This window comes from Bacillus sp. ABA4_010, from assembly GCF_056159105.1.
On the sequence record NZ_JBSWUN010000003.1, the window covers coordinates 1,005,225 to 1,017,678 of the forward strand.

16 protein-coding genes are annotated in these 12,454 nt (G+C 43.2%); 10 read left to right on the forward strand and 6 right to left on the reverse strand.

All coding sequences use genetic code 11. The features are described 5' to 3' along the window. Positions 1 to 118 precede the first annotated feature (118 nt). Complete coding sequence (locus tag ACXAEO_RS06170; protein WP_474879220.1) at positions 119 to 400, forward strand: hypothetical protein; 282 nt, start codon at positions 119 to 121, stop codon at positions 398 to 400. Between the two features lie 9 nt (positions 401 to 409). On the opposite strand, the gene ACXAEO_RS06175 is transcribed toward ACXAEO_RS06170, so the two are convergent. Next, positions 410 to 805, reverse strand: a complete 396-nt coding sequence (locus ACXAEO_RS06175; protein ID WP_474879222.1) for a thiol-disulfide oxidoreductase DCC family protein — start codon at positions 803 to 805, stop codon at positions 410 to 412. Between the two features lie 289 nt (positions 806 to 1,094). Between ACXAEO_RS06175 and ACXAEO_RS06180 the strand changes: the two genes are divergently transcribed. Next, positions 1,095 to 1,313, forward strand: coding sequence for a hypothetical protein (locus tag ACXAEO_RS06180; RefSeq protein WP_474879224.1), 219 nt, complete (start codon positions 1,095 to 1,097; stop codon positions 1,311 to 1,313). Between the two features lie 50 nt (positions 1,314 to 1,363). Here ACXAEO_RS06180 and ACXAEO_RS06185 read toward each other — a convergent pair whose 3' ends face one another. Together ACXAEO_RS06185 and ACXAEO_RS06190 are read right to left on the reverse strand one after the other, a co-directional pair. Then, positions 1,364 to 2,731 (reverse strand): sensor histidine kinase, encoded by a 1,368-nt coding sequence (locus ACXAEO_RS06185; RefSeq protein ID WP_474879227.1) that lies wholly within the window; start codon positions 2,729 to 2,731, stop codon positions 1,364 to 1,366. Continuing rightward, a complete protein-coding gene (locus tag ACXAEO_RS06190; protein ID WP_474879230.1) occupies positions 2,728 to 3,399 on the reverse strand; it encodes a response regulator transcription factor in 672 nt (223 codons plus the stop codon). The genes ACXAEO_RS06185 and ACXAEO_RS06190 overlap by 4 nt, the downstream gene beginning before the upstream one ends. A 342-nt stretch (positions 3,400 to 3,741) precedes the next feature. On the opposite strand from ACXAEO_RS06190, the gene ACXAEO_RS06195 reads away from it, so the two are divergent. Then, entirely contained in the window at positions 3,742 to 4,977 is a 1,236-nt protein-coding gene (locus tag ACXAEO_RS06195; RefSeq protein ID WP_474879232.1) for a S1C family serine protease, read from the forward strand. A 40-nt stretch (positions 4,978 to 5,017) separates the two neighbouring features. On the opposite strand, the gene ACXAEO_RS06200 is transcribed toward ACXAEO_RS06195, so the two are convergent. After that, entirely contained in the window at positions 5,018 to 5,272 is a 255-nt protein-coding gene (locus ACXAEO_RS06200; protein ID WP_474879234.1) for a hypothetical protein, read from the reverse strand. A 74-nt stretch (positions 5,273 to 5,346) separates the two neighbouring features. Further along, positions 5,347 to 6,060 (reverse strand): class I SAM-dependent methyltransferase, encoded by a 714-nt coding sequence (locus ACXAEO_RS06205; protein ID WP_474879236.1) that lies wholly within the window; start codon positions 6,058 to 6,060, stop codon positions 5,347 to 5,349. A gap of 163 nt (positions 6,061 to 6,223) precedes the next feature. Between ACXAEO_RS06205 and ACXAEO_RS06210 the strand changes: the two genes are divergently transcribed. From ACXAEO_RS06210 to moaD, 7 genes are all read left to right on the forward strand, one after another. Beyond that, positions 6,224 to 6,886, forward strand: coding sequence for a molybdenum cofactor guanylyltransferase (locus ACXAEO_RS06210; protein ID WP_474879238.1), 663 nt, complete (start codon positions 6,224 to 6,226; stop codon positions 6,884 to 6,886). Between the two features lies 1 nt (position 6,887). Next, a complete protein-coding gene (gene modB, locus ACXAEO_RS06215) occupies positions 6,888 to 7,535 on the forward strand; it encodes a molybdate ABC transporter permease subunit (RefSeq protein ID WP_474879241.1) in 648 nt (215 codons plus the stop codon). A gap of 213 nt (positions 7,536 to 7,748) precedes the next feature. Continuing rightward, positions 7,749 to 8,765 carry a GTP 3',8-cyclase MoaA gene (gene moaA / locus ACXAEO_RS06220; protein WP_474879243.1) on the forward strand — a complete coding sequence of 339 codons (1,017 nt, stop codon included), beginning with the start codon at positions 7,749 to 7,751 and terminating at the stop codon, positions 8,763 to 8,765. Positions 8,766 to 8,825: 60 nt separating this feature from the next. Further along, a complete protein-coding gene (locus tag ACXAEO_RS06225) occupies positions 8,826 to 10,118 on the forward strand; it encodes a molybdopterin molybdotransferase MoeA (protein ID WP_474879246.1) in 1,293 nt (430 codons plus the stop codon). Further along, positions 10,079 to 10,609, forward strand: a complete 531-nt coding sequence (gene mobB, locus ACXAEO_RS06230) for a molybdopterin-guanine dinucleotide biosynthesis protein B (protein ID WP_474879248.1) — start codon at positions 10,079 to 10,081, stop codon at positions 10,607 to 10,609. The genes ACXAEO_RS06225 and mobB overlap by 40 nt, the downstream gene beginning before the upstream one ends. Beyond that, the gene (locus ACXAEO_RS06235) at positions 10,602 to 11,072 is read left to right on the forward strand and encodes a molybdenum cofactor biosynthesis protein MoaE (protein WP_474879252.1); all 471 of its coding nucleotides are present in this window, start codon (positions 10,602 to 10,604) and stop codon (positions 11,070 to 11,072) included. Before mobB ends, ACXAEO_RS06235 begins: the two co-directional genes overlap by 8 nt. Next, the gene (gene moaD / locus ACXAEO_RS06240; protein ID WP_474879254.1) at positions 11,069 to 11,302 is read left to right on the forward strand and encodes a molybdopterin converting factor subunit 1; all 234 of its coding nucleotides are present in this window, start codon (positions 11,069 to 11,071) and stop codon (positions 11,300 to 11,302) included. The genes ACXAEO_RS06235 and moaD overlap by 4 nt, the downstream gene beginning before the upstream one ends. Before the next feature lie 50 nt (positions 11,303 to 11,352). Here the strand turns inward: moaD and ACXAEO_RS06245 are convergent, their stop codons facing one another. Next, on the reverse strand, positions 11,353 to 12,384 hold the full coding sequence (locus ACXAEO_RS06245; protein ID WP_474879256.1) for a PTS sugar transporter subunit IIC: 1,032 nt from the start codon (positions 12,382 to 12,384) through the stop codon (positions 11,353 to 11,355). Positions 12,385 to 12,454 lie beyond the last annotated feature (70 nt).

Here is a 12,454-nt window from a genome sequence, read left to right on the forward strand (position 1 = left end):
CTTTTACTAAAGGATGTGATGAATTCGAATGTATACAGGAGAAACAGATGGATATTCATGATAAAATTTCCAATATATATATCAATTTATCGTGTCTTAAGTGAAGGGGTAAAAAATTATGAAGAAACTATACAAATGGCTCGCGGTTATTGCTTTAGGGACAGGTGTATCGTATTTATATTTTGTACGAACGATGAGTTTGTTAAATAACTACCTTGGCCATCTATCGCAAGGAATGACGGTTTCGCAAGCGGATGGATTAGGGTTTTTAGCGATGATTCCGCTTTTAATAATCTTTATTACGACGCCATTAATCGGCATCGGATTTTGTGCATTCATGTTGTTCGTCATAGAAGCTAAAAAACAAATGGAAAAGAAAAAGAAAACGCTAGGAAAATAGCGATAGCTTTTACGATAAAAATCGTTTGCGTATATGTGGGGAAGGGATGGTGCAGTTGTCTTTTTGACCGAACCATTTATATCGGTTTTTGGCAATCAACTCATAAACCGCATCTCGCAGCGGCTTTGGAATGAGGATGAATCCGTACAATAGCGGCCAACCTCCTTTTAACTCACACACAATTTGTAAGGCGGCAGTGGATTTCGTATAGACATGGTCGCCTTTTATGTACATCATGCTGCTGAATGTATCAGTCGGCAATCCTTGTTTTTGTAAAAAATCTTGCCCGTACGCGGATTGCAAAGACGCAAATAAAAAGCGTGCTTTCGGATCTCTTTTAATAATGAACTGGACAGCACCGTCACAAAAATGACAGACCCCGTCAAACAAGATAATTCGCTCCATCTAGTAACACCTCATCTCATTCATTCGATTTACACGCACTCTTTTTCATACTAACAGGAAGTTATTTCCACTATTAAATTATAACATAGGAGAATATATCCTTCCCAAATATGTCTCTATGTTCTTTAAGTATATACACTTCACTTAATAATTCCACACTACTTTAATTAACGGAGGGGTATTCATAAGAGGTTTTTCAGACTTCGTGAATGAACTTTCTAGATCGATTAATATAGATGAAAAAAATGAGCGTCGTTCGGACACACTAACGGTTATGGAGGTGTTCGCCATGAAGAAAAAAGCATGGAACGAGGAACACGGAAGAGAGCTGTCTATGAATACAGTGCTTAATCCTGATTTTTCGATGGGGTTGCCGCCTGAAAGCGAAAATCCATACGCGACCGTGACGTATGTTCCAGGCCATTCGGTCGCGGAGCATCATATGATGGAAGCCGGCAATGAATGGCTAGCGGCAAAAGAAATGAATCAGCAAAACGATAATGCTTAAAAAAAGACGGTGCTTCAACGAAATGGCTGAAGCACCGTCTTTTTTGTTTATTAGTGCTGTTCTTTGAACGGGATGCGAATGTAAAAGGCAACGCCGTTTGCTTCATTTTCTGCCCAAACGTCGGCGTCGTGCAAAAGAGCAATTCGTTTGACGATGCTGAGCCCGATGCCAAACTCTCCTTTGCTTCCTTTTGAAAATGGTTCAAATAAGCTATTAAGCAGAGTTGGTTCAATGGGCACTCCGTCATTCCACACTTTCAGTAGCCAGAAAGGTTGTCCATTATGTGCCGTCTTATGAACAGAAATGTCGATGCGGGATGAGGCATAGCGAAGCTGGTTTTCTAATAAATTGTCAATAACGACATTCCACTGTTCTTCATCGCCTTCAATGAAAGCAGGCGGAAGAGAAAGTTCCCAATGAAGATCAAGGCGTGTGCCGCGGAAGCGACTAGCTGCTTCGTCAATAAGGTTACTTAAATCGAAATGCTGTCTCACTGGTTTTTCTTTCGATAAATAATCAAGCTTTGTCATATATAATAAATGTTTAATTTTTTTCTCGAGTCGCTCTGCTTCGCCTTCAATCACTTGAACGGTTTTTGGCAGGTCGCCTTTTGGGTAAATGCCGTCACTAATTGATTGAGCATAGCTGCGGATTACCATGACGGGCGTTTTTAAATCGTGAGAAATGTTTTGCAACAACGCTTGCTGTGCTTCATCTTTTCGAACTAATTTTTCCCGCATTTTTTCAATCGTCATGCCAAGCTTTCCAATTTCGTCACGGCGGTCGACCGTAATCGGCTCATGCCAGTCTTGCTTGGCGATTTTTTGGACATGCTGTTCGAGTGTGACAAGCGGCCTTGTCAAATATTTTGCGAGCCAGATAGATGGAATCCAGCTGAACAAAAAGACAGCGGTCATGACGAGAAGAAGCTGTTTGAATAAAGTCGATACTAAATCATTACGGTATGAATCCGATGTAAAGGAAAGTAAAAAAGCTGGTTGTCTGTTGACGGAAGCTTTTCGGATGACATAAAACAATGTCGTATCTTTTAAGTCTTTAGAATATCGCTCGACGGTCTTCTCTTGAGTCGCTGCCAACTCTTGCGCTTCCTTTAAAAACTCAGATGGAAGAGAGGGTGAGATGAGCGAATAAGATGAATGAACGGGCAAAAGGAGATGGTCAACTGTCCGATTATCAAAACTGGACGGATCATTTAGTCCGAAAAAGCGCTCCTCGGTTCTTCCTGATAAGCCGTATTCCATTAAAATAAGCTGCTCATTTTCAATTTTTGTGTAAATATCATTTGTGAAAAAATGGCGCAAAGCAGTCGGGAATAAGATGGCAAGCAAAAGAGAAACGACGAGTAAAATACCAGAAATGACAAGCCAAATTTGCAGAGCTAACGGTTTATTTTTCATGCTTTCGTCATCCTATATCCGTACCCGTAAATCGTTTCAATTCGTAAATCTGGCAGTTTTTTGCGCAACCTTCGGACGAGGTCATCGACAACCCGATCTGTTCCGTAATAATCTTCTCCCCATATTTGGTTTAACAGTTGTTCTCTTCCGAACGCCTGTCCTTGATTTTCACCTAATAAAATGAGGAAATCAAATTCCTTTGCCGTCAGTTCGATGCTCTCTTCTTCCTTGTATACAAGACGAATATTTAAGTCAACGGTATATGGTGGCAATGATAAGATATGGCGCTGGCGGGGCTCATTTCCGTAAATGCGCTGCAGCAGCTTTTGAACACGAATGACGAGCTCGCGCGGCAGGAAAGGCTTCGCCAAATAATCGTCGCTTCCCATTTCCAAACCGAGAATTCGATCAATGTCCGCATCGCGTGCTGAAATGAAAATAACCGGCACATCCGGTGTAGCTGCTTTAATCTCTCGAATTAATTGATAGCCGTCTAAATCCGGCAGCATAATGTCCAACACCCATAAATCCGGCGGTGAAGCAATCGCTTTTTGCGCGTCTGTCCCATTGAAAAAGGACTGTACGTTCCAATTCTCCTTTTTCAAATAGGATGTGAGCACATCGTTCAAATTTTCCTCATCCTCGACAAGGTAGATTGTAAATGACATAATTTTCACTCCTACTAGTAATCCACATAACATTGGTTTGGTTGAAGATTTTGCTGTAGTTCTTTAATTTTCCTCTTCTCGTTATATTTTACTGAATAACTCGGCACATCTTCATTTGATTCAAGAACCTTTACAATGGTTATTCAGACCACTTGAATGGGTCTTCAAAGGTTCATCTATCTACATTGCTACTCACCATTATATACGAATCTACCACTATTTTTTAATGCTCAATTTTTATCTCCATTTCACAATTTCCCATAATGTTCTCATTTTTATCCCAAACTTATCTTTTATAGTAAGAGCATCAGGAAAACAGACGTGAAAAAGGTGGTTATGAGCATGGAAATGAACGAAAAAATAGAGGAGAAAGAACAAGAAAAAGAACAGGTGCAAACGAGAACGAAACGAAAATCGAAAGTTTGGCTGTCGTCACTGACAGGAGCTGTGCTAGGGAGTGCGCTTACTCTTTATGCTGGATCTTCACTTGGAATGATAGATGTGGCGACGAATTTGCAGGAGGAAACGGCAGTTGTTTCTCAAAGTGAACAATCTACCGAAGGAGCTGTCAACATTCAGCCAACAGCTGCAGCGTCAGGAGGGATGATTGATATCATTGAAGATGTGTCTCCAGCCGTTGTCGGAGTGGTCAAGTACGAACAAAGAGGAAATATCTATTCAGGCAACAGTCAAAGTGCGGAAAGTGGAACAGGGTCGGGAGTTATTTTTAAAAAATCTGGTGACCGTGCATATGTAGTGACAAATAACCATGTCGTGGAAGGAGCAAACAAAGTAGAAATTTCGTTAACGAGTGGGGAAAAAGTGGCGGCTAATATTGTTGGGGTAGATCCATTGACGGATTTAGCCGTCCTGGAGATGGAAAGCCAATACGTCACCAAAGTTGCAGACTTTGGCGATTCCTCGACTCTTCGTGCGGGGGAGCAAGTGACAGCTATCGGAAATCCTCTCGGTCTGCAATTTTCTGGAACAGTAACGCAAGGGATTGTTAGCGGAACAGAACGGACGATTTCAGTTTCGACGTCACAAGGACAGTGGGATTTGAATGTTATTCAAACCGATACGGCGATTAATCCTGGTAACAGCGGTGGTGCACTCATTAACAGTGCTGGCCAAGTTGTCGGCATTAACAGCTTGAAAATTTCTGAAAGTGGAGTAGAAGGTCTTGCTTTTGCAATTCCAAGCAATGACGTAGTTCCAATTATTAACGATTTAATGGAAGACGGAGAAGTAAAACGCCCATACATTGGAGTAGGACTGGCAAATGTGAGTGAACTTCCAGACTATGTGTTAAAAGAACAGTTAAACTTACCTGAAGAGGTCAAGGAAGGTGTCGTCATTACAGCGGTGGAGCCGTTTTCTCCAGGACAGGAAGCAGGGTTACAAGAAAAAGATGTGATTGTATCAATTGATGGAACGGAAGTAGGGACAATCAGTGAATTGAGAAAGTACTTGTATACGAAAGCAGAAATCGGTCAAGAAGTGGAGATGAAAATTGTCCGCGGTGGCAAGGAGCAAAGCGTTTCTGTGAGCATGACGGAGAAAGGAATAAAGCAATAAATAAAAAAGCTCCCATGATTGGTGATCGTGGGAGCTTTTCTTACCAGAAAAATGCCGCAGCTAAGGCGACCCCGACGATAGCTCCTAAGGCGACTGCGTATGCAGAGCCATAGCCGTATCCATATCCATAATATCCATAGCCGAAGCCAGGACGGCGCATTACAGGCTGGATATACACTTTGTTGTTTGTAATCCGTAAAATTCGTCCGTGATGAACTTTTCCAAACCGATCGTTAATGCGCACAACGCGCCCTTTATAACGGCAACATAAATGATAATAATTTCGACCAGACATCATGGTCCCTCCTTTTGTATTCAATATAGAATATGAAAGGAGGGACCAAGCTGTGTGGACGGCTATCACAAATGTTAGCGAATGCAGCGAAATACGCGAAAACCTAATGTGGAAGAAAACTTTTCGGTGAGTCGTTCATGTTCGTCCAGCAGGTCATAAATACTTGAAGGGATGCGTGCTGATAAATCAAATTCTGTGCCAAAATCTGCGTAATCATCTGGCGGGATGGGGTACTCGCGACTGCTTGTGACAGCAGAAAAGCCCGCGTCCGCCCACCGTTCCATCCACTCTGTCTCTGTATAGATCGATTGAAACCGATAAAACTCAGATAGCAGCTGTTCATCTTGCTCAGATATAGTTGCTTCTTTCACCATTTCAACAGCCAATGCCACTCCCTCTTTTTTTAATACGCGAGCACACTCTTTTAGCGAGCGAGAGAGGTTTGTGAAAGAGGCAACAGATTCAAATAGTACAAAATCGAAGGTTTCATCCGGAAAAGGAAGTTGCTCTGCGTCCCCGAGCTGTGCGTTGATTGGCAGGTTCATTCGTGCAAAGCGTTTATTTGCTTTTTCCACCATTGTTTTATGAACATCGCAGGCTATAACTTGGCATTCATATCTCCGGTAAAGGTAAGCAGCAGTTTGTCCGGTCCCGCAGCCGATGTCTAAAATAACAGATTTGTCTATAATGTTTTCTTCCGCCAGCAATTCTTTCGTTAATGAAAGCCCGCCTGGATGAGCCCCTCCAACTCCTAACAATGCGAGCATATCGGCATATTGGAAATCCATACATATCACCTCATTTTATGTATATGCGGGCATAACGGATTCGGTATCTTAAATGCGAACTGTCTTTTCGTAATGGTTCTTTTTACACAGCCTCTCTTTTTCTTTGCCTATGGACACTGTATAATAGAAACATTGTAAAAAAATGTGGAGGGAGGGAAGGGACATGCAAATTGTTGGAATCTTGCTTGCGGGCGGCATATCAAGGAGATTTGGTAAACCGAAAGCGTTCGCTTCTTACCATAACACCCCTTTTTATCAATGGGCGAAAAAGGCGTTAGTTCCTTGTGTACATCGAATCATCATCGTTAGTCATCCTTTATTACTGGACGAGTTTACCTGCAGAGGAGAGCATGGTGTCGTGAAGGACCTTCCTCCGTTTCAAGGAAGAGGGCCACTTGCAGGAATGTACACTGTGATGAAGCAGGAGAAAGCGGAATGGTATGTCGTTCTTCCGTGTGATGCACCGAAAATGACGTCTTATATGATGCAAAAAATTTTGAGTTTCATAGATGAAGAGATAGATGCTGTTGTCCCTGTCATCCGCGGACAAGCACAGCCATTGATGGGGGTGTATCATGGGCGTGTTGCGGCGACAATTGAAGAACTGCTTCACAACGGGGATTACCGAATGGCATCTTTGCTGAATCGCTGCCGTGTTTGTATAGTGACGGAAAAAGAACTCGGTACTTCAGGAGAAGAATTCGATAATATTAACGATGAAACCGCGTATGAAGAGCTACTAAAGCAAGCAGAAAATGATCGTCATGCTGAATGTGATGAGGGAGCATTAGACAGCAGGAAAAATGGGGAAAGCAGGTGTGAATAGCATGGAAGAATTTTGGTCTCCCGTCTTTGTTTCAGTAAAGGTGGCGGCTGTTGCGGTCATTTGGACAGCCATCATGGGGACGCTGGCGGGGAAGGCAATGGCGGGCCGATCGTTTAAAGGAAAGACTGTGTTGGAGACGCTGCTCATGCTTCCGTTAGTGTTACCGCCGACGGTTGTTGGCCTTATTCTCATTGTTTTGTTTGGAAATGAAGGAATCATTGGAAAAGCGTTGAATTCCTTTAATCTTTCCCTTATGTTTACATGGCAAGCTGCTGTCATAGCCGCCGTTGTTGTCGCATTTCCGCTTATGTTTCAGACGGCGAAGCAAGCGTTCTTATCTGTAGACACAGATATTGTCAATGCCGCGAAAGTCGACGGAGCGAACGGATGGAATATTTTATGGAGAATAGAGCTTCCACTTAGTGTAAAACCTTTAGTATCTGGAGTCATTTTGAGCTTTACGCGCGGATTTGGTGAATTTGGTGCAACATTCATGTTTGCCGGGAATATCCCTGGGAAAACTGAAACGATTCCAGTGGCGATTTATGTTGCCTATGAATCAGGAAAAATGGGGCTCGTCTCCCTTTGGGTGTTTGTCTCTGCTGCTTTTTCTTTTCTCTTTTTATGGATGGCATCACGTTTAAAGTAACAGGGTCTTTGAACGCTTAAGACATGCTATGTACGAAAGGGACGCATGTTTGGAAATGCAAGTGAGAATATGTTACAATTTACTACATTAATAGGGACACGAAAGTTGGTTGGATGATTCTCGCATCCAAAAAGGCTCTTAAGTGATTAAGAGCCTTTTATAATAGGAAGAGCAAATCATCATTAAATAAGCCAAGGAATTGGGAGAGAAGTCATGAACAGTTTACTCACTTATGATCAGTTACAACGTCCGTTACGTGATTTACGTATCTCGGTGACAGATCGATGTAATTTTCGCTGCACATATTGTATGCCGGCGGAAATTTTTGGTCCGGACTATGCATTTATGCCGAGAGAACATCTTCTAACATTTGAAGAAATTGAGCGACTGGCATCTATTTTTGCCCAACTTGGTGTGAAAAAAATTCGACTAACTGGCGGTGAGCCTTTGCTTCGAAAGGATTTACCTGTTTTGGTCGAAAAGCTGGCGCGGATTGAAGGAATTGAAGATATCGGTTTAACAACAAACGGAGTATATTTAGTTAAACATGCGTCCGGCTTGAAAGCTGCCGGTTTAGAGCGAATTAATGTTAGTCTTGATGCGATGAACGATGAGTTATTTAAGAATATCAATGGCCGGGGCATTAGTGTGAAAGCCGTGCTTAAAGGCATTGATGCTGCTCTTGAAGCGGGTTTGGAAGTAAAGGTAAATATGGTCGTGAAAAAAGGGATGAATGATACTGAAATTCTTCCGATGGTTTCGTATTTTAAGGAAAAGGGCATTACGCTCAGGTTCATCGAATTTATGGATGTCGGCAGTACAAACGGCTGGAACTTCGAGCAAGTGGTATCGAAAAAGGACATCCATGACACAATCCATGCGGTCTATCCCCTTGAACCTGTTGATCCTCATTATTTCGGTGAGGTCGCCAAGCGTTATCGGTATAAAGGAACAAATACAGAAATCGGATTTATTACATCCGTTTCGGAATCGTTCTGTTCGAGTTGTACGCGCGCCCGTATTTCAGCGGAAGGTAAGTTTTACACATGTTTGTTTGCGGTAAAGGGTACTGACTTAAAAACATTGGTGCGTTCAGGAGCAGAAGATGGAGAAGTAAGTCAAGTCATTACCAACATATGGAATAATCGAAAAGACCGTTATTCGGACGAACGAACGGAAGAAACGGCGAAAAGTCGTGAAAAGATTGAAATGTCCTATATCGGTGGATAAAAGAAAAGCGGAATACGCTTATATCAGCTGATTAGAAACAAGTGTGGGAGTGAGAGGGAAATGGTAGAAAGAAGAAAACCGATAGCCGTTGCGGAGGCAGTGGCACAGGTGATGCATTTTGCGAAAAATGGGACGCTAGAATGGGTCAAAATCGAGGAGAGCCATGGCCGTTTTTTGGCAGAAGATTTGACGGCCGATCATGATGTACCGCCGTTTGATCGCTCGCCTTATGACGGATTTGCCATTCGATCTGAAGATACGATTCATGCCAATTTGGAGAACCCCGTCGAGTTTGAAGTCGTTGGTCATATTGGGGCAGGTGCCGTGTTTCATGACACGGTTGGCCCCTTTCAAGCAGTGCGTATTATGACGGGTGCCCAAATTCCAAGCGGCTGTGATGCGGTCGTGATGCTTGAAATTACAAAAGAGCGGGAAGAAGATGGCAGGCGTTATATGTCGATTAAACGTTCCGTTAAATGTGGGGAAAATTTGTCATTTAAAGGAGAAGATGTTCAAAAGGGAGAATCGCTCGTTCCGAAGGGGACGATGATTAACCCAGGGATTATGGCGCTTTTAGCAACATTTGGCTATTCGCATGTACCGGTTGTGAAAAAACCAGTGATTGGGGTGCTGGCGACCGGAACGGAGCTGCTGGAAGTCGCACAGCCGCTTGAACCTGGAAAAATTCGCAATAGCAATGCGTATATGATTTTGTCCCAAATTGAAAGAGCGGGAGCTGTCGCTAAACATCTCGGAAAAGTAACGGATGATTTGGAAGAGAGCTTTTCGTCTGTTCAAGCTGCTTTAAAGGAAGTAGACATCCTCATTACGACAGGCGGTGTCTCGGTCGGTGATTATGACCATTTGCCGGTGATTTACGAGCGATTAGGAGCAAACGTGCTGTTTAACAAAGTGGCGATGAGGCCTGGAAGTGTCACAACGGTTGCAGAACTCGAAGGAAAGTTGTTATTTGGGTTGTCGGGAAATCCTTCTGCCTGCTATGTTGGGTTTGAATTGTTCGTCCGCCCGATTGTCCGTACGTTTCTGTTTTCAGCGAAACCTCATTTACATATAGCAGAAGCAGAGCTTGGGGCTGATTTTCCTAAACCGAACCCCTTTACCCGCTTTGTGCGCAGTACAGTTTCGTTTGAAGGTGGAAAAGTCCGAGTGCTGCCATCTGGGCTTGATAAGTCGAACGTCGTTTCTTCTTTAGCGGAGGCGAATGCGCTCATGGTGTTGCCAGGAGGAACGAGAGGCTATGAAAAAGGAAGGAAAGTCCAAGTGTTGCTGTTAGAAGAGCAATCAGGATGTGAATGGCCATGGGGCGAAAATCGTCCATCTTTCAAATCGTAGGCTATCAAAATAGCGGGAAAACGACGCTTGTCGAGAAGCTTGTCAAACGATTGACCGAACAAGGATACCGTGTGGGGACGATTAAGCATCATGGTCATGGAGGCCGCCCCGTTTCAGGTGACGAAGGAAAAGATACATGTCGTCATCGACAGGCAGGTGCGGCGGTAACCGGTGTAGAAGGAGCGGGCATGCTGCAAATACATGCAGTACAAGAAGGATGGACACTTCAAGAAATGATAAACATTTACGAACATTTTTCTCTTCAATTGATTTTCATTGAAGGCTACAAAAAAGAAACTTACGACAAGGTAGTTCTCCTTCGTTCAGAGAAAGATATACCGCTCCTTGAATCATTAGAAAACATTTTGTGCGTCATTAGCTGGGAGTCGGTTCTATCTATCGGAAAGAGAGAATACCCAGTGTTTGATATAAAACATGAACAGCAATATTTGAACTGGCTGTTAGAGAGGGTGGAGACTAGCTTTGAATAAACCATTGTTTGAACTCACTGACCGACCAATCGATGTGCAGGAAGTCATCGATAAAGTAGTAAGAAGGGAAGCGGGGGCAGTGACGACGTTTATCGGCACCGTTCGAGAGTTTACGAAAGGAAAACGAACTCTATATTTGCAATACCAAGCATATGAAGCGATGGCTGTTAAAATGTTAGAGAAGATTGGGGCTGAAATTCAAGAAAAGTGGCCAGAGGCGAAAACAGCGATTACCCATCGAACGGGTCGATTAGATATTTCGGAAATAGCGGTTGTCATTGCTGTGTCTACGCCGCATCGGAAGGATGCCTACGAGGCGAATGAGTATGCCATTGAACGTATTAAACAAATTGTTCCCATCTGGAAAAAAGAGCATTGGGAAGATGGTGATTTATGGATTGGCGACCAGCTTGAGCGAGTCTCCTATCCAACAGGAAAGCCGGAAATGGAGGAAGAAAAATGATTACAATTTTACTATTCGCCCACCTTCAAGAGCAGTTCGGAACAGAGCGGATTGTTATCAATGAGAAAGAACTGACAGTTAAGCAATTGAAGGAAAAACTAAACGCAGAGTATAATTGGAATGACAGCCAGCAAGTGATGATCGCTGTGAACGAAGAATATGCTTTAGACGATGAGGTCATTCAAGAAGGTGATACAGTGGCACTTATTCCTCCCGTAAGTGGTGGATAATTATGTTATGATAACACCCCCGGTATTTTAGCTTACCGGGGGTGTTGTGATTATGCTGCTGCTTTTTCAGAGTGACGAATGTCCTCTGTTGTTTTAATTCGGTAATTTTGGAAGAAAAGCGAGCCGAAAAATCCGGCAGCCGCGCTTACGAGTGCGCATAAAAGGGCACAAATAGTGACGTTCAATGGATCGTTAAATCCATACATGACGGCAAGTCCAGCAATTGGAGTGGCTGTCCCTGGCGCGTTATTAATTAAGCCGAATAGCGAGATGATAATACCAGATGCAGCGCCCCCGATAAAATTTGTTACGTAAATCGGAACAGGGTTAGCTGAAATGATATCGGCCTGTGTAAGTGGTTCAATCGCAACGGCAATTGTTGTACGGCGATCTCCAAATTTCATACGGTCAAAAAATACGTAATTCATAAAAGATGATCCCATAACGGCTAAAGCGCCAATCGCCATTGGAAGACCAGTTAATCCAAGCATAGCTGTTAAGGCCATTGAGCTGAGTGGTGCAGTCGCTACGACTGTAATAACGCCGCCGAGGACGATCCCCATAATAATTGGATTACTGTTTGTTGTTTCGGTAATAATGCCACCGATATTTAATAAAGTAGCATCGACAATTGGATTGAGACCAACACCGATAAAGCGTACAAGCGGAGCGGCGATTAAAATAGTAGTAATTAAATCAAGACCTGCAGGTAATCGTTTTTCAATTTGCTTCACAAGAAACGCCACGATGTATCCGGCAAAAAAACCAGGCAATAAGCCAAGACCAGCACAAGATACACCGAGCATTAAGGCATAAACAGGTGATACCCCTAGAGCAAGCGCTACTAAAGAGGCTGCGGCAACACCGCCCATGCTGCCGGCAGCTTCTCCCACTTCACCTAAAAATGAGATACCGATTAAGTCACCGCCTACATACTTTTGAAAAGCTTCTACAAGAAAAGCTGCACATGCTGCATTCGCCAGTGCGCCCATCGCTTTCATACCTTTTGGAGCTTTATAGCTGAAAAGAGTAAATAAGCTTAAAACTAATAAAAGTAAAACCGTTCCTTTTACAATTTCCATGATGACTGCTCTCCTTTGTTAATCATTGTTGTGTAACCGACATTGCGCGCGCTGTTATGTAATGTTCGGT

Coding starts and splice junctions, on each gene's coding strand:
- ACXAEO_RS06170 (WP_474879220.1), top strand. CDS start 119: ATGAAGAAACTATACAAATGGCTCGCGGTTATTGCTTTAGGGACAGGT.
- ACXAEO_RS06175 (WP_474879222.1), bottom strand. CDS start 805: ATGGAGCGAATTATCTTGTTTGACGGGGTCTGTCATTTTTGTGACGGT.
- ACXAEO_RS06180 (WP_474879224.1), top strand. CDS start 1,095: ATGAAGAAAAAAGCATGGAACGAGGAACACGGAAGAGAGCTGTCTATG.
- ACXAEO_RS06185 (WP_474879227.1), bottom strand. CDS start 2,731: ATGAAAAATAAACCGTTAGCTCTGCAAATTTGGCTTGTCATTTCTGGT.
- ACXAEO_RS06190 (WP_474879230.1), bottom strand. CDS start 3,399: ATGTCATTTACAATCTACCTTGTCGAGGATGAGGAAAATTTGAACGAT.
- ACXAEO_RS06195 (WP_474879232.1), top strand. CDS start 3,742: ATGGAAATGAACGAAAAAATAGAGGAGAAAGAACAAGAAAAAGAACAG.
- ACXAEO_RS06200 (WP_474879234.1), bottom strand. CDS start 5,272: ATGTCTGGTCGAAATTATTATCATTTATGTTGCCGTTATAAAGGGCGC.
- ACXAEO_RS06205 (WP_474879236.1), bottom strand. CDS start 6,060: ATGGATTTCCAATATGCCGATATGCTCGCATTGTTAGGAGTTGGAGGG.
- ACXAEO_RS06210 (WP_474879238.1), top strand. CDS start 6,224: ATGCAAATTGTTGGAATCTTGCTTGCGGGCGGCATATCAAGGAGATTT.
- modB (WP_474879241.1), top strand. CDS start 6,888: ATGGAAGAATTTTGGTCTCCCGTCTTTGTTTCAGTAAAGGTGGCGGCT.
- moaA (WP_474879243.1), top strand. CDS start 7,749: ATGAACAGTTTACTCACTTATGATCAGTTACAACGTCCGTTACGTGAT.
- ACXAEO_RS06225 (WP_474879246.1), top strand. CDS start 8,826: ATGGTAGAAAGAAGAAAACCGATAGCCGTTGCGGAGGCAGTGGCACAG.
- mobB (WP_474879248.1), top strand. CDS start 10,079: ATGGCCATGGGGCGAAAATCGTCCATCTTTCAAATCGTAGGCTATCAA.
- moaD (WP_474879254.1), top strand. CDS start 11,069: ATGATTACAATTTTACTATTCGCCCACCTTCAAGAGCAGTTCGGAACA.
- ACXAEO_RS06245 (WP_474879256.1), bottom strand. CDS start 12,384: ATGGAAATTGTAAAAGGAACGGTTTTACTTTTATTAGTTTTAAGCTTA.